This window comes from Neobacillus sp. (assembly GCF_031988165.1).
Taxonomy (GTDB): domain Bacteria; phylum Bacillota; class Bacilli; order Bacillales; family Cytobacillaceae; genus Neobacillus; species Neobacillus rhizosphaerae.
On record NZ_DALZYO010000005.1, the window covers coordinates 59,097 to 79,850 of the forward strand.

Here is a 20,754-nt window from a genome sequence, read left to right on the forward strand (position 1 = left end):
ACTAATTGCTGTATTTGGATATAAGGGTATCTCGGTAGTGACCGTAAAGCATGAGCAGAATGGAAAAACAATGAAAGTTGTCAATAATAAGGTGAATTTGCAGGCTTTATTGATTCTTTGTTCTGGCTATTTACTATGTTGGGTTGCTTATAGTCAATGGACAACAACCATTGCTTCTTATACACAAGAAATCAATATTTCACTAACTCAATACAGCTTATTGTGGACGGTAAATGGTGCTATCATCGTCCTCGGGCAGCCGCTTCTCAATGGTGTGCTAATGAAACTGTCAGCTTCACTTAAGCTGCAAATACTGATTGGAATCGGTATTTTTATTATTTCATTTTTGGTTGCCGGAAAAGCTAGTGCTTTTTCAGGCTTATTAATTGCTATGATCATCTTAACCATCGGTGAAATGTTCATCTGGCCTGCGGTTCCTACTGTTGCATTTGATTTAGCACCAAAGGGCCGCGAAGGATTTTATCAAGGAATCGTCAACAGCACCGCTACAGGTGGTAGAATGATTGGCCCTTTACTTGGTGGAATGCTGGTAGATTTATATAGTATGTCCGCGTTATTCACTGTATTGATTGGTCTGTTTCTGATAGCAATAGTAACCACAATATTATATGATCGTGGTTTAAAAGCTAAAATGGTGTCAGGCACCAGCCATGGACAAATATAGTATTTGTCCGTGTGGAGTGGACAAAGGGGTATACTCCTTTGTCTTTTGTTCTAATATAAGAATTAATAATATTGGACTTTAAGAAGGGTTCAGAGCAAGCGCGCTTGCTCTTTTCTTTTTGTTGTTTAAAAGAGCAGTATTTCGTCCATCCTGAATTTAGGCAATTGTTTGCTTGCATAGTGGTAAAAAATTTAATACAATAACCGTAATACTTTTATATTGAAAAAACAGTGATCTGGAGTAGTAGTGGTTCATACCCGAGCGTAGAGAGTTGACGGCTGGTGGAAGTCAACCGGGTGTATCATGAACTCGCCTTTGAGTTGCAGACATGAACAAAAAGTAATGTTTGCCGTTTTCCGCGTTAAGGATGAATGAAGCGAGTGCATGCATGCACTAATGTGGGTGGTACCGCGGGAAGATACATACAATCCTCTCGTCCCTTTTTGGGATGAGGGGATTTTTTATTTTTTTTTAGGAGGAAACCAATATGAGTTTCGAACATCAGCATATCGAAAAAAAGTGGCAAAAAAAATGGGAAACAGAAAAAACATTCAAAACAAGTGAAGAATATGATAAACGAAAATTCTACGCGTTAGATATGTTTCCATATCCGTCCGGGGCTGGACTCCATGTTGGGCACCCTGAAGGCTATACAGCAACTGATATTCTTTCACGCTTAAAGAGGATGCAGGGATATAACGTGCTTCACCCGATGGGCTGGGACGCTTTTGGTTTACCGGCAGAACAATACGCATTAGATACCGGAAACGATCCAGCAGAATTTACAGCGAAAAATATTGATACTTTCCGAAGACAAATTAAAGCACTTGGCTTCTCCTATGATTGGGACCGAGAAGTCAACACAACGGATCCTGAATATTATAAATGGACCCAGTGGATATTCTTAAAGCTTTTTGAAAAAGGTCTTGCCTATATTGATGAAGTAGCCGTAAACTGGTGCCCAGCCTTAGGAACCGTATTGGCTAACGAAGAAGTCATTGACGGCAAGAGTGAACGTGGAGGTCATCCAGTAGAGCGTCGTCCAATGAAGCAATGGATGTTAAAAATCACGGCTTATGGTGACCGTTTACTTGAAGATTTAGAAGAGCTTGATTGGCCAGAGAGCTTGAAGGAAATGCAACGTAATTGGATTGGCCGCTCTGAAGGTGCCGAAGTAACCTTCCAAATCGATGGACACGCTGAAACATTTACTGTTTTCACTACACGCCCAGATACATTATTCGGTGCAACCTATGCGGTACTTGCTCCGGAGCATGATTTTGTTGACAAAATTACTACAGCTGACCAACGTGCAGCAGTTGATGCTTACCTGGATAAAGTAAAAACAAAGAGTGATCTAGAGCGCACAGACTTAGCAAAAGAGAAAACAGGAGTATTTACTGGTACGTATGCCATCAATCCTGCAAATGGCGAAAAAATGCCGATCTGGATTGCCGACTATGTATTGGTAAGCTACGGAACGGGTGCGATCATGGCGGTTCCTGCTCACGATGAACGTGACTATGAATTTGCCAAAGAATTTGGTTTATCAATTAAGCCAGTTGTTGCCGGCGGAGATGTTGAAAAAGAAGTCTATACTGGCGATGGCGAACACATCAATTCAGCTTTCTTAGATGGTCTTAATAAAGAAGAGGCAATCAAGAAAATGATTGCTTGGTTGGAAGAACAAGGGATCGGAACAAAGAAAGTAACTTTCCGATTACGCGATTGGTTATTCAGCCGCCAGCGTTATTGGGGCGAACCGATTCCAATCATCCATTGGGAAGATGGCACGATGACTGCGGTTCCTGAAGATCAGCTTCCATTGACATTACCAAAAACAAAAGATATCAAACCGTCTGGAACGGGTGAATCACCGCTTGCTAATATTGCGGATTGGGTAAATGTCATGGATCCGGAAACAGGTAAAAAAGGCCGCCGCGAAACCAATACGATGCCGCAATGGGCGGGCAGCTGTTGGTACTATTTACGTTATATTGATCCCAAAAATTCTGAAGCCCTTGCTTCACAGGAAAAATTAAATCACTGGTTGCCAGTTGATATTTACATTGGCGGTGCTGAGCATGCGGTGCTTCACTTGCTATATGCTCGCTTCTGGCATAAATTCTTATATGATATCGGTGTTGTTTCAACAAAAGAACCATTCCAAAAGCTATTTAACCAAGGAATGATTTTAGGTGAAGGCAATGAAAAGATGAGTAAGTCGAAAGGGAATGTTGTGAACCCAGATGATATCATTGACAGCCATGGTGCTGATACGCTTCGCTTATATGAAATGTTTATGGGTCCACTTGATGCCTCGATTGCTTGGTCGACAAACGGTTTGGACGGTTCCCGTCGCTTTCTAGATCGAATCTGGCGTTTATTGATCGAAGAGGATGGTTCTTTAAGTCCAAAAATCCAGTCAAATAATGAAGCATCTAACTTGGAGAAGGTTTATCATCAAACCGTGAAAAAGGTAACCGAGGATTACGAGGGCTTAAGATTTAATACCGCAATTTCACAAATGATGGTATTCATTAATGAAGCCTATAAAGCAACAGTGCTTCCAAAGGTTTACGTGGAAGGATTTGTCAAATTAATCGCGCCTATTTGTCCACATTTTGCAGAGGAACTTTGGGAAAAACTAGGACATAAAGGAACCATCTCTTACCAAGCATGGCCTGCATATGATGAAGCAAAGCTAGTGGATGAGGAAGTTGAAATTGTTATCCAAGTTAACGGTAAGGTTAAGACAAAGCTTATGGTGCCAACTGATGCGAGCAAAGAAGCATTAGAAGGAATCGCGATGGACGATGAACATGTGAAGGAACATATCGAAGGAAAAACGATTCGAAAAGTTATTACGGTTCCGGGAAAACTTGTTAACATCGTAGCAAACTAATAAAATAGAACATCCTCCACAATCGGAGGATGTTTTTCTAAAGGGATGATTGGGATGGAAGAAATTAAAATGATTACACCAGAAGAGTTACAAGAAAAGCTCGAGGCAGGGGAAAAACTTGAGCTTGTTGATGTTAGGGAAGATGAAGAGGTAGCATATGGTATGATACCTGGGGCGAAGCATATTCGCATGGGGGATATTCCTGCTAATCTCGATTATTTTGACAAGGATAAAGAATATATTTTTATCTGCCGCTCCAGTCACCGTAGTGAAAATGTATGCTATTACCTTCAAGAGCAGGGATATAAAGTCCGCAATATGATTGGCGGTATGATGAATTGGACAGGAGAGACAGAATACACAGAATAGCCGATTCCAATTTGGAATCGGTTTTTTCCTGCTAATTATCAAGGGATACGGAACTTTTTAATAGAGTTTATTTTTAAAATTCAGAAAAGTGGTGAATAATGATAATAAAAAAGAGAGGGAGAGTTCAATGATCCAGGTAAAGTTGTTCGATCGCGAGCATGAGAAGGATTTGGAACGGGAAATGAATCGCTTTTTAAAAGGGATTGAGGAAAAAAGTCTGCTAGATATTAAATATAATGTGGCAGCGATGACAGAGGAAGAAGAGGAAGAACAGATTTATTGCTTTTCGGCAATGATTATCTATCGGGCCTGACGATCAGGCCCGATTTTTTGTAGCTAGGGAGGCATTTGTTCCAGCTAATCTCCCGGTCACAAGCGCGGAGGTGATATTATATCCCCCGGTATATCCATGAACATCAAGGATTTCACCGCAAAAGTATAAACCATTCATTAATTTTGAACCCATTGTTTGCGGTTCGATTTCTTTTACTGAGACTCCGCCGCCAGTCACGAATGCTTTTTCGAGAGGAAGTGTCCCATTCACATTAATCGGAAATTGCTTGCAGCTTTTTGAAAAACTACGAATTTTTTCATTAGAAATCGTGCTGCCCTGTTCAGAAGGATCAATCCCATTATGTTCTAATAGAAATAGCAGGTAACGTTCTGGCACTAAGCCTTTTAACGTATTTTTGATACTTTTCTTAGGCTCGCTTTTTACGAGCTTGATGATGTCTTGAAAAACTTCTTCTTCCTTTTTATCTGGTAAAGAATCAAGGCTCATCGTTACTTCTTTTAAATTCCACTTCTTCATTGCTTTCACAACAAATTGACTGCAGCGCAGTACAGCTGGGCCGCTAATACCAAAATGGGTAAACAACATATCCATTCGATGCGATATAATCGGCTTTCCTTTTGGATTCAACACGCTTAAGTCAATCTCGCGTAATGATAAACCTTGAAGGGTTTTATTTTTAATAAAAGGTTCACTAGACGTGACAGGAACTTCGGTTGGAAACAATTCGGTAACCGTATGTCCGGCTTTTTTCGCCCAAGCATAGCCATCTCCGGTTGAGCCTGTATGGGGAACTGATTTGCCTCCGACAGCAATAACGATGGATTTAGCTGATATTTTTTGGCCATCTTTTAATACCACGGAAGAGACATTCCCATTTTCATAAATGACATCAGCAACAGGACTATTTTTGAAGATTCTTACATGGAGCTTCTCTAATTGCTCTAAAAGAGCGTCGACAACCGATTGAGCTTTATTAGAAGCGGGAAACATACGGCCATGGTCTTCTTCTTTTAAAGCGATACCCAACTTTTCGAAAAACTTAATAATATCTTCATTACTGAAGATTGAAAAAGCACTATATAAAAATTTTCCGTTACCGGGCAAATGTTTGATAATTTCCTCAATGGGCAGCCGGTTGGTAACGTTGCAGCGGCCACCACCAGAAATGGCAAGTTTTCTTCCAAGCTTATCTCCTTTATCAATTAACAGGACTCTAGCCCCTTTTTCTCCTGCGGCAATGGCTGCCATTAACCCTGATGGGCCGCCGCCAATGACGATTACATCATATTCCATATTTCCACCAACTTTATGTTCATTCGTTTTTATGGGAACCTAATGGTATTAAAACCAATTACTTCATTATAACCATTTCACCATAAACTGAAAACAAAATGAATAGTCAACAATTGTTAATAATTTTGCATGGTTGTTAGTAGCATCATAGGGAAAAGAGTTGTAAACTACAATAGTGTGAAAAAAAGTCGAATTTACTTGGTAAGGCGCTTGCGCTTTTCTAAATAGGAAGGGATTTTATGCAATCAAAGCTTTTAAGAGGTACGTTTATTTTAACTTTTGGAACCATATTATCAAAGGTTATCGGCTTAATTTATGTTATACCGTTTTATCAAATTGTCGGGAAGCATGGGACTCAGCTTTATTCCTTCTCGTACGTCCCCTATACGATTTTTATTAGTATTGCAACGGCTGGTGTTCCGCTAGCTGTGTCAAAGTTTATTTCAAAATATAATGCCCTTGAAGAATACGCCGTTGGCCGAAAACTATTTAAATCGGGAATAGTGGTCATGCTATTTACGGGGATTGCAGCCTTTCTTGTCATGTATTCAGCGGCACCGTTGTTGGCAGAGATGAGTCATCCTGGTAAAAAAGACATGGCAAGTGTTATTACCGTCATCAGAGCTGTTAGTTTCGCGTTGATTGTTGTGCCATTTATGAGCTTAATCAGGGGCTATTTTCAAGGACATCAATCAATGGGACCTTCTGCTGTGTCACAGGTCGTGGAACAAATTGTGCGGATTATTTTCACGCTTGCCGGTGCCTATGTTGTTCTGAAATTTTTAAATGGAACGATTGTTTCAGCTGTTAGCGTCGCCACTTTTGCTGCCTTTATTGGTGCCATCGGCGGCTTGCTCGTATTATTTTGGTATTGGTATAAAAGAAAACCTTATCTTGATGAGCTTTTGAAACACGATAAAGGAACAATCGATATCTCGCTAAAGGAAATCTATAAAGAAATTTTTATTTACGCAGCACCATTCGTGTTTGTCGGTATTGCCAATCCACTATTTCAATTCATTGACCAATTTACGCTTACCCGGGCATTGATGGAAATGGGGATGAAGGAGAAGTTAGCAGATGTCGCTTTTGGTATATTGAATTTTGAGTCACATAAAATCGTCATTATTCCGGTTTCACTCGCAACGGCCTTCTCTTTAACTCTAGTGCCAAGTATTACCAAGGCATTTGTTGAGAATGATCGCACGAGCATGAACCGGCAATTAAACCAAACATTTCAGGTCCTATTGTATCTAACTTTACCTGCAGCGATCGGGCTGTCTTTATTAGCCGAACCTGTTTATACGGTGTTCTATGAACATGATGTACTTGGAACACAGGTATTAGGCGCTTATGCACCGGTTGCCATTTTATTTTCTCTCTACGCGGTTACAGCTGCAATTTTGCAGGGAATCAATGAACAGCGCTTTACCATCTTAAGCTTACTAGTTGGTTTATTAATAAAACTCGCCCTAAATATCCCACTTATAAAAATGTTCGAAACAAGAGGGGCAGTATTAGCGACAGCACTTGGTTACATCGCAGCTATTATCATTAATTTGGTTGTAATTAAAACCTTCTCCCGTTACCAATTCCGTCTTGTTTGGAGACGAAGCTTATTAATTGTAATCTTTGCTGGTCTGATGTGGGCAGGGACAGAGATTGTTTATAAATTATTGTTGCTATTTCTTTCACCAGCGTCGAAGACTCAATCTGTTATTTTAATCCTATTAAGTGCTGGAGTAGGTGCCGTTATCTATTTTTACCTAGGATTGAAATCAGGTTTAATCGACCGATTATTTGGCGATCGGGTTGTTCGCCTTAAGCAAAAATTGCGGTTGCGCACTTAAAAATCTTCTTAAATTGAGGGGGATTACTATTGAGAATTGATAAAATGCTAGCTAATCTCGGCTACGGCAGCCGTAAGGAAGTCAAACAATTGCTAAAAGCCGGTGCTGTTAAAGTAGATGATCTCGTTGTGAAGGATGCTAAGCAGCAGGTGGATACGAACATTCAAACTGTTACTTTGAACGGTGAAGTGATTGAATACAAAGAATTTATCTATCTGATGATGAATAAGCCGCAAGGGGTATTGTCGGCAACAGAAGATAACGCCTGTGAGACCGTCATCGATTTATTGGAGATGGAGGACCAAGTGTACGAGCCATTTCCTGTCGGACGGTTGGACAAGGATACAGAAGGATTGCTGCTCATCACCAATGACGGCCAATTGGCTCATCGCTTGCTTTCTCCTAAAAAGCATGTGCCGAAGACGTATTTTGCTGTGATTGATGGGGAAGTGACAGAAGCAGATGTTGGTGCATTTGCTCGCGGTGTAATCCTTGATGACGGTTACGAAACAAAGCCAGGTGAATTAATAATTTTAAAATCAGGAATTCGTTCCGATATTAAACTGACCATTACCGAAGGGAAATTTCATCAAGTGAAAAGAATGTTCGAAGCCGTTGGAAAAAGGGTTGTTTACCTGAAAAGGATTTCAATGGGGCCTTTACCGTTGGATGAGACACTGGAACTTGGTGAATACCGAGAATTAACGGATGAAGAAGTTGAGTTATTGAGAGATTATCAAGTGAAATAGAGAATTTTTCTGAAAAAGCAGCTAAAATTAGCTGCTTTTTCAATGTTTTCAAGCACTTTTCCTCCTTATTGGTTTGGAATAAAGTTTGATTTAAAACAACCTGCAAACACTGATCTTACCAGGAAGCAAAAGAACTCATTTTGAATAAACATTGATCAAAATGAGTTCTTTTCTAACTTATTCCTGTAGTTATTATAAAAAAGTTTAATCAATCTTATTAAATTAAGATTCGCAAGAATTTCAAAAGTTAATTCCATCCGCGACTTTTTTATAAATGTTTAAACTTTATTTCAAATCCACACAACCTATAAATTTAAATAAAAAGACCTCTTTATGGCGAATAAATATATTATTAGTTAAGTGGTGAAAACATTGTTATCCATGAAGTAAATTATGCCCTTTAGTGTTATTCCTCTTTCGATAGAATTCAAATGCAGTAAAAATAAACAGCGCAAACAAAAGTGTAAATAAAGCAGACGCAACATTCGTATCTGGAATATAAACATCCCAGAATGAATTAATTAAGGCATGGAAAATAATACATAGAAAAATGCTATTGGTGGATGAATAAATGACCGTCAGCAGTAATGATAATGCCAAAGCACTTAGAGTGAACCAGAGAAAGTTCATACTCTTTTGATTTGAACCAACCACGAACCATAGTGGCAGATGCCATATTGCCCAAATACCACCCACAATGAGAGTACTTGTGAATGGCGACCATTTTTTTTGCAACGTAGGTTGTAAATAGCCGCGCCAGCCGATCTCTTCCAAACCACCTCCGATAATCATGATTGGGAATTCAATCAATGCTAGATATAGAGGGTTCTCCATAGATGCTCCACCCCAAAGAGTTGGCAAAAAACAAACTGCAAACGCAAGTCCGATGGTAAATAGGTACCATGCTAATGGGTGTCTAGGATTTTTTATATTATTAATTAATGATTTAAACTCTTCTTTAGAACTATATTTCTTTTTCAGCCAAATCTCGCAAATGGCAGGGGTAACACCACCAAGAATAAACAACATCATTGAAAATGCAGTTCCAAATCTGAGTAGATTTAACTGTGTTAATATCGCTAAGCCACCCCATAGTATCCACGACAAAACAAAGGTATAGAATAGAAACCTTCTTATCTCTTTCCCCAATTTTGAACCTCTCCTCTACTTATTTAGACCCCAACAATAATAATACGGACTTGCTTAGAGAATTCATCAGACGGATTTCGTCAAATTGCACTTGTTCATTTTGGAACATACCGTAACATTTTTGTAATATAACATCTCTTACAATGCCATCAATGGATGTCATAATAAAAGTAAATAAATCTTCTGGTGATACTTCAGGCTGAAAGCTCCCTAAAGAAATTCCCTCATGAATTGTACTAAATAACCGCTCGACCAAATATTGTCCGCTTTCATTTTCAGTAATGTTCGATAAAATTTTCTTTTGTCTCTCTGGATTGTTGGCAAATACGATTGTGAGCTCAAATTGAATTTTGCCAACCGTTGATAAGTTTTCTTTAATGTACTCACCGAGAAAAGTAAACAGTTTTTTTATCGATTCTTTGGGAGAATTACTATTTTCAATGATCGCATCGACAACTTGCCTATAGTCTGCATTAGCATTGGCTTGATTAATGACAGCAACAAGTATTTCGTCCAAATCCGAATAATAGCGATAAATCCCACCTTGACTTACCCCTGACGCTTTAATGATATCTCTCATCGTAATTTCATAGAGTGGCTTAACTTTACACACCGATAAAGCTGCTTCTAAAATGATATTTTTCTTTCTTATCACATACTCATTGCTTACCTTTGGCATAGTAACCACCTCCTATAATAAAAATGACACCGTAGTCATCTTTATATTATGTCACAAGCTATTCATTGTCAATATTAAAATGACACTATAGTCATTTTAAAATGATCATAATTTCCACCATTCTGAATGAGTTGCATACTCTTAGATTGGGATAGGTTAATCGCTAGAAGAGGAGAAAATTATAAATGCTAATCTTAATATGTACAAAAACGCTTAAATAAAGATGTACACTTTCGACGAGAACATTCATACTGACTTTCAAGTGGGAGATCAGTTTTTACATCACGTTGAATGTTCTTTTTCTTTTAGACATAAAAACCCCTCTTTAGATATGATTATTTAAAGGGGTAAAGCTTCGCAATTTTTTTACAAACATCGGATCTTTTTTATAAACATCGCATCTTTATTTTAAATCTACACTCCTCAACCCTTTGAAATAGTCTTCCTATCAGAGAATCAACATTTCCTAAGGTAGTAACCAAAGTTTTTTAATAATTTGAATTAAAACAGCTAAATAATGTATAATGTTGTTAATTTTCAAACTATTTGATTAAAAAATAGGTAAACACCTTGTTGGGAAATTATAGAAAGAGGAGAAGGTATGGAAAACACTGAATTCAAACAAACCATTACACTTAAAGAGGTTAATTTAGATAATTTTAGAGCCTGTATAAGACTAAAGGTAGCGGGGGATCAGGAGAAATTTATTGCTTCCAATCTTTTTACAATAGCAGAATCAAAGGTTGACCACTCAATGACTCCGTATGCTATATATGCAAATGAAACCCTTGTTGGTTTTTGCTGTTTGGAGTATGTACCTGAGAATGCAGCAAATGATAGGTATGGCATCCCAAGATTTATGATTGGAGAGGAGTTCCAAGGAAAAGGCTATGGAAAGCAAGCAATGGAAGAGATTATCTCGATGCTTTCAAAAAATGATGATTGTATTGAAATTAGCTTATCCTATGTTCCTGAAAATCAAGCAGCACGCAACTTCTATCTATCGTTAGGATTTGTTGATCAAGGGGAAAAACTCTCAAATGAAAATGTTCTCCATTATTTTGTGACCGAATAAATGGATTAAAAAGGGACCACTTTAAGATTGGTCCCTTTTTAACTATTTCCTACTAACAAACATCAATTATTGTTGTTGTCTTTATGCTATAAGAATGCATATCACTAGACTTTAAGAATTGTCCAGCTCCAGCGCACAGCGGCTAGTGTCCTTCGCTCTTCTCCTTACGATAAATTAACATTGCCTTTATCTAAATCGAAGCACTCTCGTCCATAATCCTCTAAATGTGCGCTTGCGCTTTTCTTACAATATAAGAATTTATATATTGAACTTTGAAAATTGTCCAGCGCAAGCGCCCTAGCGACTAGAGTGCTTCCTTCACCTCCCTACGATAAGTCAACATCGGTTCACTTCGTTTACCGTGTTTCCTTTATCTCAGTCGGTTCAGTCCAGCCCTTACGTCGCTGAACAGGACGCTTGCGCTTTTCTTACAATAGGTTATTGATAAGCTTTAATATTCAACAAATCTTGCAAGTCGACAATTTCAAAGTTTCTTTTTTGCAATTCTTCGATTAACAGCGGTAATGCTTTTTTGGTCTCACTCTTATCGGAATCGGAGTGCATTAAGATAATATCACCGTTTCGAACATTGGTGATTACATTGCTAATAATATTTTTTGAATCCTTCTGGGACCAATCCAGTGTATCAATCGACCATAGGACAATGGAATATCCTTCTTGCTTAGAAATCTCCGCCACTTGTGCGTTCGTATCCCCATAGGGTGTCCGAAGGATGGCAGGCTCTTTTCCGATAAGTGACTTTATGGCTTTTCCGGCACTATCAATTTCTTCTCGAATAGCTGCATTTCCTAATTTCGTTAATTCCACATGGTTGTAGCTATGGCTCAAAACCAAGTTTCCATGATCAAATGCATCCTTAACCACATCAGGGTGTTCCTTTACTCTGCTTCCTAAAAAGAAGAAATTTCCCTTCACATGATGGTTAGATAAAATATCAATGATTGCTGGGGTGATGATCTTATCTGGTCCATCATCGAATGTAAGGGCCACCTTCCTTTTATCAGGGCCATTAATATATACATTTTCCTGACTTTTAGAAAAAAGGATGATATCCTTCCGCCAATTTTGCATCGTTGTCCAAGCTTGCTCAGTTAGTTGATTAGATTTTCCTTTAATATCGAGAGTATAATCATTGTTTGCCTCTGCTCTTTTGGTGTTAAAAACAGAAATATGGTCAATGACATTGCTGCTTTTTGGAATGATGATTTTAAACTGAAGCTCCGGGCCTAATTTATAAACATAAATATGTTCATTATTATTGTCCTTTACTTCCGACGGCTGTCCGAATGATTTTACCAACAATTTGTTAGATATTTCTTTAAGGTCTTTAGAATAGGAACGGACATCGAAAATTTCGCCCGCCTTGTTATAGCCTAGAACGATATTCTTTTTATTATAGGTAGCATAGGAGCCATAACCTGCCTGGTCGACCTTGTCCGGTTCTCCCCATTCTGATTTCGCCTTTTCTATAGTGCTACCTAACGCATTAAATGGACAATCTTTAACCGTTCCTTTCTTAGCCCAAGCCATTATTTCATTAAGTAGTATAGGAGAGGAGTTGTTTACTTCCTTAGGAGCTAAGGCAGTTTGCTTTGGCTTTACGTTATTGTTTTGGTCTGGTGTTTGCGACACACAGGCAGTTAATATGGTGGAAAAAGAGAAAACAATCATTAATAATGCTTTTGGTAATTTCTTCAGATTCATTCCCTCCTTAAATTCTTTGTAATCTTATCTTGCTTTAATATTAACAAATCTGCTGCTATTCTTTTATATTTTATTAGTTAAAAAAAACGGACAAAAGCAGTGGGCTTTGGTCCGTTTACAATTAGTTTTTTTATTATGCTTGCAAGAAGGATTTTAGCATCCAGTTATGTTTATTAAGCTTGCCAATTAGGGCAAGAAACATATCGCTAGTAACCTCGTCATGGTTTTGTTCAGCCACTTCCATGCCAGTTTTTAATTCATCGATAATTAAAGAATAGTCGTTTACGATGACCTGAACCATTTCCTCAGCTGATAATGCTTCAGTTGTTTCTTCTATTGTTGCAAATTGAAGGTATTCCTTTAGGGTGGAAATTGGGTTTCCAGCGCTGGCTAGAAGTTGTTCTGCTAATTCATCCATAGTAGTTGCTGCATCCTCATATAGCTCTTCAAATTTTGCATGAAGGGTAAAGAATTGCGGACCTTTTACATACCAGTGAAAACGATGCAATTTTGTGTATAATATGTTCCAGTTAGCGATTTGTTGATTGATAACTTGTTCAATTGTCATTTAGCATTCCTCCAAATTTCTTATCTGAGTTAATTATAACATACATTAAATTAAAGTAAATATTAAATTATAATAATTATAATTTAGGCAAAAAATACCTATTAATATTAAAAGGTGCACTAAACTAGTTAGAGTTTAATAATTAAACAATAGTGAAGCGAAGAGACTACGCTGGTCTCTTTCTATGGCTTCATTTCAAAAAAATCATAACCACCAACGTTTTTTATCCAAACCTTGGGATTTTCCCTTTTTTGACCGGCAATCCATAAATCCCTTTGCGTTTCAGCCAAATCCTTTTTCCGCAGCCATGTTAATTTATTGGCTGAGGGAAGATAAATTGGGTCATAATCACCATAGTCCTTTGGCGGGTGGGTAATTTGCATTTGTGCATGATCGCCAATTTTTATCAAAAATAATGAAGGATCAGGCCGCTGCTTCTCGTTATTCGACCATTCGCTTTCTTTGACCCTAGAAACAACAAGTGAATGATCATTCTTCCAAGCAAAGCCTAATTCAGCAAACTTTGGTGGTGTAAGACTGATTGATTTAAAGGCAGGCATCTCGGTAACTTTCAAATCTTTATTTTTAAAACCAAAGACAATTCTGCCGCCGCCGGCAATATATCCGATACGATTTTGTTGAAAGGCCCATTTTGGTGAGAACTCTCCAATAATTTCGTCTAACGTTTCGAAGTTTTGCCCATCAGACGAAATCACACAGACCATATTGCTATCCATCGACCATGAAGCCGTCGGACTAACCACAAAAGAAATCCACTTTCCGTCAGGAGAAAATTGAAAATCAGATGCATCGATCGCCAGCAGGCTGATGTTTCCTTTCTTCAATTCACTAGGAATGGTATAAAGCTGCTTCACATTTTTGGTCAGACTGGTGATTTTAGCTAAATCCTTTTCCAGTCCGATTTTAAAAAGAATTGGATTCGTCCATCCATCGGGTCTTAGGGAAGCACCTGAGGCCGTAATGAAGGAACGGCCATCCGGGTACCAGCTATAATCTCCTACACCTAAGGCAATATTATAAAAGTGTTCAAGGTTTGAGACATTTAGGAAACCGCCACTTTTAAAAGCAAGGATATTCTCGACCGGTGACCACTTGGGATTAGTTCCATCTATTGTAATTCTCTTGTGCTTTTTCGTTTCCAGATTATATACCCATATTTCTGTCTGAGACTCTATATATGGACTTAGTTTCTTTTTAGCTTCAACCTGATAAGCTATCCATTTCCCATCGTGTGACCATTGGGGAGGATTAGTATAGGTGGACTTTTCTGTCGTGATTTTTTCTTCCTTATTATTAATTTTTGTCCATAGGAAACCATCCCTAACAAATGCAACTTTTACACCTTCAGTTACGGGTTCTGCATTTGCTATGTTTGGCAGCAATAATAGAAAAACAACTAATAGACAAAACTGTTTTTTCATCCTTTCACCTCATTTAGAAGACCTTCAATTATTTTCCTCAAGAAAGCGAGAAATATAATGAAAAATAAAAAACAAAGGATATAAGTTTTAATCCTATGCTCCGTTCTGAATAAACGGCAATTTTTATTTCAAAACATGGTATTCTTTTTGAAATAATAAGTAACCTGGCATAACAATGGGTACTATAAAACTAAAAAATGGATGAAATGAAAGGGGAATTATCATGAAACTTACTCACGAGGAGGCAATTGAATTACATGGCTTTAATAACCTGACGAAATCGTTAAGTTTTAATATGTATGATATATGTTTTACGAGAACGAGGGGAGAGCGAGAAGCCTATTTGAAATATATTGATGAACAATATAGTGCTGATAGACTGCAAAAAATTTTAAGGCATGTATCAGATATCATTGGTGCTCATGTTTTAAATGTTGCTAGTCAGGATTTTGAGCCGGCGGGGGCGAGCGTGACGTTGTTAGTATCTGAGGGGCCAGTTGCCAATGCTCCATCAGAATCATTTGAAGAATCCCCAGGACCGCTTCCTGAATCGGTAGTAATGCAGTTGGATAAGAGCCATATTACCGTTCATACATACCCGGAATTTCATCCTGATGAAGGAATCAGTACTTTTAGAGCAGATATTGATGTCTCAACCTGCGGAGAAATTTCTCCGCTTAAGGCGCTTCATTATTTAATCCGCTCGTTTGAGACCGATGTGATGACGATTGATTACCGCGTTCGCGGTTTTACAAGGGATAAAACGGGGCACAAGCTATTTATTGACCACGAAATAAACTCGATTCAGAATTACATCCCTGAAGATGTCGGCGAATTATTCGATATGATTGACGTCAATGTCTATCAGGAACATATTTTTCACACAAAATGCAAGCTGCGGGAATTTGATCTAAATAACTATTTATTTGGCTATACAAAAGATAAGTTAACGCCGGAAGAACATATTGAGATCACAGAGAGATTAAAGCTTGAGATGGATGAAATCTTTTATGGAAAAAATATTGTTCAATAAAAGGGCGCAGGACTTGCGCTCTTTTTGGCTAATAGGAAATTATAAATTTTCAAAAGACCAAATTGGTTAGTTCTTTCCTATGTCGCATAAGGGCAACTACGCCTCTGTCTTCGCCTAAAGGCCCGCCAGTCGGCGAGTTTTCTTTATGTCGATATCATTATCCATTTAACAAATGATGCAGCATTCTATCTTTATCATCAAAAAATTGTTTCATAATCCGATAATGGTTCGTTTCTTCAAGTGTGCTTTCTTTTATTCCTTCTTCCGTAAATTCAAAGATTTTTGCATCTGGATAGGCCATAATGATGGGCGAATGGGTAGCGATTACAAATTGGGAATTCTCGTTCACTAGGTCATGAATCCTCGTCAACATCGACATCTGCCTAAGTGGCGAGAGAGCGGCTTCAGGTTCATCTAAAATGTATATACCATTTCCCCCAAACCGATGAAGAAATGTGGCAAAGAAGGCCTCACCATGTGACTGTTCATGAAGGGAAACTCCGCCATAGCAATCAATTACTCGACGGCCCCTAAATTCACGATCCATTTCCTCAATGTTAGAAGCTACGTTATAAAAGCTTTCCGCCCGCAGAAAAAATCCATCTCTCGGTTTTTCTATTCCTTTGATTAATTTAAGGTAATCGGTAAGTGCAGAATGTGAATCATAGGTAGAAAAATTGAAATTAATAGATCCGCCTTCTGGGTTAAACCCTAATGAAACCGCAATCGCTTCAAGCAAGGTGGATTTACCCATCCCATTTTCACCGATGAGAAACGTTACATTAGGATGAAAAGATAGTTCGTCTAACGTCTTCAAACTGGGCAGGTTAAAGGGATATTTCTTAAATGAAGGAACTTCCTCTCTCTTAAATTGGACACTTCTTATATATTGACTGTTAAACATAAAAACTACCTCTTCATTTTTTGATTTATGTAATTGTACCATTTTTTTCAACCGTTTTATTTAAAGCATACCACTTAAGTAATAATAATGAGAAGGTTTCTTTTGAGGAGCTAATTGCTGTTGTCATGGGTATAAACGCCATACAGAAACGAAGAAGAAGTAACGCTGCTGCCAATGGTGGTGCGGGAAGTTGGTAGATATATGTATATTTCTAAAGCCCATCCCATACATTGAAATGAAAAGATGATGGGGGGATGTCTATGCAATTTTATTATGGGCCGCAAATGCCGTTAAGAATTTTAGATGAAGCAGAATTCTGGAAGCATCAGGAAGAAGAACATACGGTGGTTATTAGAGAGCTGGTCACGGGACTAGAGCCCGAATTTGTCGATGCCTTGAAAAAGTGGGAACAAGCTCTCGGCGAAACGCATCAGCAGGTTGTCCGTTTCATTGAATCTGTCATCCGCTCTGGTTCTCAAGTATCAGACCAATTACATCAACAAGTGCTTCAGCTTGTTTCGTATTGCCTGGAGCAGAGTGAAGCGTTTATTCAGCTTTGTGAGCAAATTAAAACACTTAGTGTAGCTGTAAGTAGTAATCCTACGGCCAAAGTAGTTTTGAACCATATTATTCGGGAATCAGAGTACTTTATTGGAATTGCCCAAGCACTGTTATATAGCGATCAAGGAAGCAGTCACTAGTTTTGATATAGGCAGAGCGCCCAAAAACGAATTATTATATTTAAACTGGCGAAAAATAAACATTTTAGTCGACGAATGAAGTGAAGCTCTGCTCAAAACGCCTCTATTTGGTTAGGCCGGTTCTCTAAATGTATTATCACAGCATATAAATTTAGAATGAAAATGGTAGTTTACGGTGACTTTACAAAATGTAAAGCACCGTTTTATTTTTAAAAAGAAATACTTGACGTGAAACCAAATGGTGTTATATTATTTTTGATGTGAAACCAAATGGTTTCGTATTGGAAAAAAATTTTTGACGATTTAAGGAGGCATTTCAATGGGAAATGAGACACAAGCAACATTAAAGGATATAAAGTACACGGTTGTTTACAATGCGCCTATTGCTAAAGTATGGGACGCGGTTGCTACAGCAGAAGGAATCGCTACCTGGTTTATGCCAAATGATTTTAAACCAGTAGAAGGTCATGAATTTCATATAAACGCGGGCCAGTTTGGGATGTCTCCATGTAAAGTTACACATATCGATCCTCCTAATAGCCTTTCATTTAATTGGGGAAAAGATTGGACACTTACATTTGAATTAAATGAACTGGATGGAAAAACAGAATTTACCCTCATTCATGGCGGGTGGGATGCAAATAAAGTTACAGAGTTTGGTGCTCCACATACCCCAATTCGTGAAAACATGAATCAGGGCTGGGCAGGTCTTGTGCAAAAATTAAAGGCATTTGTTGAGGCGTAAATGGCTGCTTCTTCTGCAAAGCATGATGTCTTTCAAGCTATCGCAGATCCGACAAGGCGAAAGCTGTTGAAACTTCTTAGCCATGACGAGATGCCTGTTACCGCTATTAGTAGCCACTTCCCAACGAGCCGAACGGCTGTATCCAAGCATTTACGCATTTTAGCAGATGCCGGATTAGTTAAAGAGCGAAAAGTCGGCAGGGAAACAAGGTACAAGCTTGAGCCAGAACCACTAAATGAATTAAAAGATTGGCTCCAATTTTTTGAATTATATTGGCAGAATAAGCTGACCGCACTGAAACTTTTTGTGGAGTCGGATGTCGAAGATCCAAGCCAAAAATAAGCAACACCTTAACTTAGATAAGAGATAGTTACCTGAGCCAGGCCAGTCGCCTGGCTTTTTGCCTGCTTGGGACGGTGGTCTGGAAGTGAGTTGACGGGTAAAAGGAGGAATGTGAGGGGTAAATCGGCAAAACGGAAGGGTAAAAAGGCCAGCAAGATATATATTTGCTGGCTCAGATTTGTGGCTATCTTTAAACGGTAATTTCATTAACACTAGTTTTCTTATGAATAAAAGAGAGAATGATAAGAAATCCAATTGTTGCAATGCTTACGGATGAACCGATGACATTATTTGAATTGAATAGGAACCCAATTAAGATAACACTCAAAGATCCCATTGCAAAGATGGTCGTGATGGGAAACCATTTTACCTTAAAGGCTGGTTGACTTTTGTATTGCGGTCTTAGCTTTAAATGTGCTGCACAAATACTAATCCAAATCATCATGACGGTAAAGCCTGGGATGGTCATGAGATAACCAATGACCTGACTGGGAGTTAAATAGGCTAAGTAAACAGCTCCTAAAATAAATACACTTGTGATCAAAATCCCATTAAATGGGGTGCCCTTACTAGATGTTTTTGCTAAGCGTTTAGGTGCAACCCCGCTTTGTGCCATCGAAAATAAAGTTCTAGAAGTGGCATAAATACCAGAATTAGCCGCGGAGAGTACGGCTGTCAAAAGAACAAAGTTCATAATATGTGCAGCACCTGGTAATCCTGTGATACTGAAAACCTGAACGAAAGGACTATCTACGCTAGAGACTTTGTTCCATGGCGTGATTCCACATATAATAAGGATAGGCATAATGTAAAAAATGATAACCCGCCATACGGCTCCTTTAATAATTTTGGGCAGGACACGCTCTGCATCTTTTGTCTCAGTTACAGCTACGCCAATTAATTCTGCACCGCCGTAGGAAAACATGACGACTAAAAGGGCACTTAAGGTTCCGTTAATTCCGTGCGGGAAAAATCCACCATGGGCAGTATAGTTCGAGAATGGATCCTGTATAGTGCTTGGAATAATACCCAAAAGAAGTAAACAGCCTAAAATAATAAAAGCAATCAAGGCAATGATCTTAATTCCAGCAAACCAAAACTCAAGCTCCCCGTAATATTTCACTTGAAATAAATTGATTCCTACGATGACTGCTGCGCAGAAAAAACTGAGAAGCCATAAAGGTATTGAAGGAAGCCAGAATTGCAGAAAACTTCCTGCTGCTAATAATTCCACAATAGTTACGATCGTCCAGTTGATCCAATAAAGCCAACCGATGATAAACGAATACTGGAATCCAAATGCTTTGTTAACTAGATGTTGAACATTGGAATTTGGAAAAGCTATCGCCATTTCCCCAAATGCTGCCATAATAACAAGTAATATTAGTCCACCAAATAAATAAGTGAACACAACACCCGGTCCGGCAATATTCAATGTGTCGGAACTCCCTTTGAAAATTCCTGTTCCTATCATACCTGCTAAAGCCATAAACTGGACATGCCTTGGCAATAGCCCCTTTTTTAATTCCTGATGATTATTATTCATGATGATTTTACCTACTTTTCTTTTATGCTTAGACGCTTTTAAGTACTAAAGTAATTTTATACTAATATATCATATTTTTGATCCCTGTCAACTAGATATAGAAGTTTGACTAGAAAATATAAGTATTTTTTTGGCTAAAGGAAACTTATTTGGGGGCGGTGAATATAATTTATTAAACTAGGAGGTTGATTTATATGATTACTAGCCTTCGATTGCAACGGAGGATATTCATTTATTCGTATGTTTTTAAGAAGCTGGGAATCTTAAGCGAGCAAGAATTTAACAAGATTAATTCTTTTACACAATTACAAGAATAGCGATAAATTATTATTTGAAAAACAAAAATGCACGCAGATTGCGCGTGCATTTTTTATGAATATCATTTAAAGTTTATTTTTAATGTTAAGATGACATCTTCACTTTCTTTTGGGTAGTCGTCCATTTTCCGCGGCTTGGGCTTATGACCAAGTCATTATAGGCTAAGACATTTAAATCTCGTTGTATGGTGCGAGGAGTGATACCAAATTCCTCTACAAGTTCCTGTGTTGTGACAGTGCCGTTATTGCGGATAAACATGTAGATACATTTGATGCGGTTTAACATCCGGTTAGTTGAAGGTTTCAAAGAACCACTCCCTATCCTTTTTTCAAACCTATGGCTTAATCCCTCTACCGACAGCCTCTTTGAAGATTACTCTTC

The 20,754-nt window shown here is 38.3% G+C and carries 20 protein-coding genes and 1 other annotated feature; of the genes, 11 read left to right on the plus strand and 9 right to left on the minus strand.

Features of this window, described 5'->3' with window-relative positions; translation table 11 throughout:
- The 4 genes from RTR43_RS04215 to RTR43_RS04230 form a co-directional block, all read left to right on the plus strand.
- Positions 1 to 685, plus strand: a 685-nt coding sequence (locus RTR43_RS04215) for an MFS transporter (protein WP_312469904.1), incomplete at its 5' end; no start/stop codon positions are given.
- A gap of 221 nt (positions 686 to 906) precedes the next feature.
- Positions 907 to 1,129: a binding site (T-box leader), on the plus strand.
- Between the two features lie 43 nt (positions 1,130 to 1,172).
- Positions 1,173 to 3,590, plus strand: a complete 2,418-nt coding sequence (gene leuS / locus RTR43_RS04220) for a leucine--tRNA ligase (RefSeq protein WP_312469905.1) — start codon at positions 1,173 to 1,175, stop codon at positions 3,588 to 3,590.
- 54 nt (positions 3,591 to 3,644) lie between these two features.
- Positions 3,645 to 3,959, plus strand: coding sequence for a rhodanese-like domain-containing protein (locus RTR43_RS04225; RefSeq protein ID WP_312469906.1), 315 nt, complete (start codon positions 3,645 to 3,647; stop codon positions 3,957 to 3,959).
- Between the two features lie 127 nt (positions 3,960 to 4,086).
- Positions 4,087 to 4,272, plus strand: a complete 186-nt coding sequence (locus RTR43_RS04230) for a sporulation protein Cse60 (RefSeq protein ID WP_248737739.1) — start codon at positions 4,087 to 4,089, stop codon at positions 4,270 to 4,272.
- A 3-nt stretch (positions 4,273 to 4,275) separates the two neighbouring features.
- On the opposite strand, the gene RTR43_RS04235 is transcribed toward RTR43_RS04230, so the two are convergent.
- The gene (locus RTR43_RS04235) at positions 4,276 to 5,547 is read right to left on the minus strand and encodes a BaiN/RdsA family NAD(P)/FAD-dependent oxidoreductase (RefSeq protein WP_312469908.1); all 1,272 of its coding nucleotides are present in this window, start codon (positions 5,545 to 5,547) and stop codon (positions 4,276 to 4,278) included.
- 239 nt (positions 5,548 to 5,786) lie between these two features.
- Here RTR43_RS04235 and RTR43_RS04240 point away from each other — a divergent pair, with 239 nt between their 5' ends.
- On the plus strand, positions 5,787 to 7,397 hold the full coding sequence (locus tag RTR43_RS04240; RefSeq protein WP_312469909.1) for a putative polysaccharide biosynthesis protein: 1,611 nt from the start codon (positions 5,787 to 5,789) through the stop codon (positions 7,395 to 7,397).
- 29 nt (positions 7,398 to 7,426) lie between these two features.
- Positions 7,427 to 8,146: a pseudouridine synthase gene (locus RTR43_RS04245; protein ID WP_312469910.1), complete on the plus strand. Its 720-nt coding sequence runs from the start codon at positions 7,427 to 7,429 to the stop codon at positions 8,144 to 8,146.
- A 375-nt stretch (positions 8,147 to 8,521) separates the two neighbouring features.
- Here the strand turns inward: RTR43_RS04245 and RTR43_RS04250 are convergent, their stop codons facing one another.
- Positions 8,522 to 9,295 carry a CPBP family intramembrane glutamic endopeptidase gene (locus RTR43_RS04250; RefSeq protein ID WP_312469911.1) on the minus strand — a complete coding sequence of 258 codons (774 nt, stop codon included), beginning with the start codon at positions 9,293 to 9,295 and terminating at the stop codon, positions 8,522 to 8,524.
- Between the two features lie 19 nt (positions 9,296 to 9,314).
- On the minus strand, positions 9,315 to 9,974 hold the full coding sequence (locus RTR43_RS04255; protein WP_312469913.1) for a TetR/AcrR family transcriptional regulator: 660 nt from the start codon (positions 9,972 to 9,974) through the stop codon (positions 9,315 to 9,317).
- A gap of 601 nt (positions 9,975 to 10,575) precedes the next feature.
- Here RTR43_RS04255 and RTR43_RS04260 point away from each other — a divergent pair.
- The gene (locus tag RTR43_RS04260; RefSeq protein WP_312469914.1) at positions 10,576 to 11,049 is read left to right on the plus strand and encodes a GNAT family N-acetyltransferase; all 474 of its coding nucleotides are present in this window, start codon (positions 10,576 to 10,578) and stop codon (positions 11,047 to 11,049) included.
- A 438-nt stretch (positions 11,050 to 11,487) separates the two neighbouring features.
- Here RTR43_RS04260 and RTR43_RS04265 read toward each other — a convergent pair whose 3' ends face one another.
- The 3 genes from RTR43_RS04265 to RTR43_RS04275 form a co-directional block, all read right to left on the minus strand.
- Positions 11,488 to 12,774: a DUF4309 domain-containing protein gene (locus RTR43_RS04265; RefSeq protein WP_312469916.1), complete on the minus strand. Its 1,287-nt coding sequence runs from the start codon at positions 12,772 to 12,774 to the stop codon at positions 11,488 to 11,490.
- Positions 12,775 to 12,907: 133 nt separating this feature from the next.
- The gene (locus RTR43_RS04270) at positions 12,908 to 13,342 is read right to left on the minus strand and encodes a Dps family protein (RefSeq protein ID WP_312469917.1); all 435 of its coding nucleotides are present in this window, start codon (positions 13,340 to 13,342) and stop codon (positions 12,908 to 12,910) included.
- 182 nt (positions 13,343 to 13,524) lie between these two features.
- On the minus strand, positions 13,525 to 14,784 hold the full coding sequence (locus tag RTR43_RS04275) for a TolB family protein (protein ID WP_312469918.1): 1,260 nt from the start codon (positions 14,782 to 14,784) through the stop codon (positions 13,525 to 13,527).
- Between the two features lie 223 nt (positions 14,785 to 15,007).
- On the opposite strand from RTR43_RS04275, the gene speD reads away from it, so the two are divergent.
- Positions 15,008 to 15,817, plus strand: a complete 810-nt coding sequence (gene speD / locus RTR43_RS04280; RefSeq protein ID WP_248737732.1) for an adenosylmethionine decarboxylase — start codon at positions 15,008 to 15,010, stop codon at positions 15,815 to 15,817.
- Between the two features lie 157 nt (positions 15,818 to 15,974).
- On the opposite strand, the gene RTR43_RS04285 is transcribed toward speD, so the two are convergent.
- A complete protein-coding gene (locus tag RTR43_RS04285) occupies positions 15,975 to 16,721 on the minus strand; it encodes an AAA family ATPase (protein WP_312469921.1) in 747 nt (248 codons plus the stop codon).
- Between the two features lie 260 nt (positions 16,722 to 16,981).
- On the opposite strand from RTR43_RS04285, the gene RTR43_RS04290 reads away from it, so the two are divergent.
- From RTR43_RS04290 to RTR43_RS04300, 3 genes are all read left to right on the plus strand, one after another.
- Positions 16,982 to 17,422 carry a DUF2935 domain-containing protein gene (locus RTR43_RS04290; protein WP_312469922.1) on the plus strand — a complete coding sequence of 147 codons (441 nt, stop codon included), beginning with the start codon at positions 16,982 to 16,984 and terminating at the stop codon, positions 17,420 to 17,422.
- 319 nt (positions 17,423 to 17,741) lie between these two features.
- Positions 17,742 to 18,167, plus strand: a complete 426-nt coding sequence (locus tag RTR43_RS04295) for an SRPBCC family protein (protein WP_312469923.1) — start codon at positions 17,742 to 17,744, stop codon at positions 18,165 to 18,167.
- Positions 18,168 to 18,509 carry an ArsR/SmtB family transcription factor gene (locus tag RTR43_RS04300; RefSeq protein ID WP_312469924.1) on the plus strand — a complete coding sequence of 114 codons (342 nt, stop codon included), beginning with the start codon at positions 18,168 to 18,170 and terminating at the stop codon, positions 18,507 to 18,509.
- A gap of 190 nt (positions 18,510 to 18,699) precedes the next feature.
- On the opposite strand, the gene RTR43_RS04305 is transcribed toward RTR43_RS04300, so the two are convergent.
- Entirely contained in the window at positions 18,700 to 20,055 is a 1,356-nt protein-coding gene (locus RTR43_RS04305; protein WP_312469925.1) for an amino acid permease, read from the minus strand.
- A gap of 402 nt (positions 20,056 to 20,457) precedes the next feature.
- On the minus strand, positions 20,458 to 20,679 hold the full coding sequence (locus RTR43_RS04310) for a DeoR family transcriptional regulator (protein WP_007086548.1): 222 nt from the start codon (positions 20,677 to 20,679) through the stop codon (positions 20,458 to 20,460).
- Between the last annotated feature and the right edge of the window lie 75 nt (positions 20,680 to 20,754).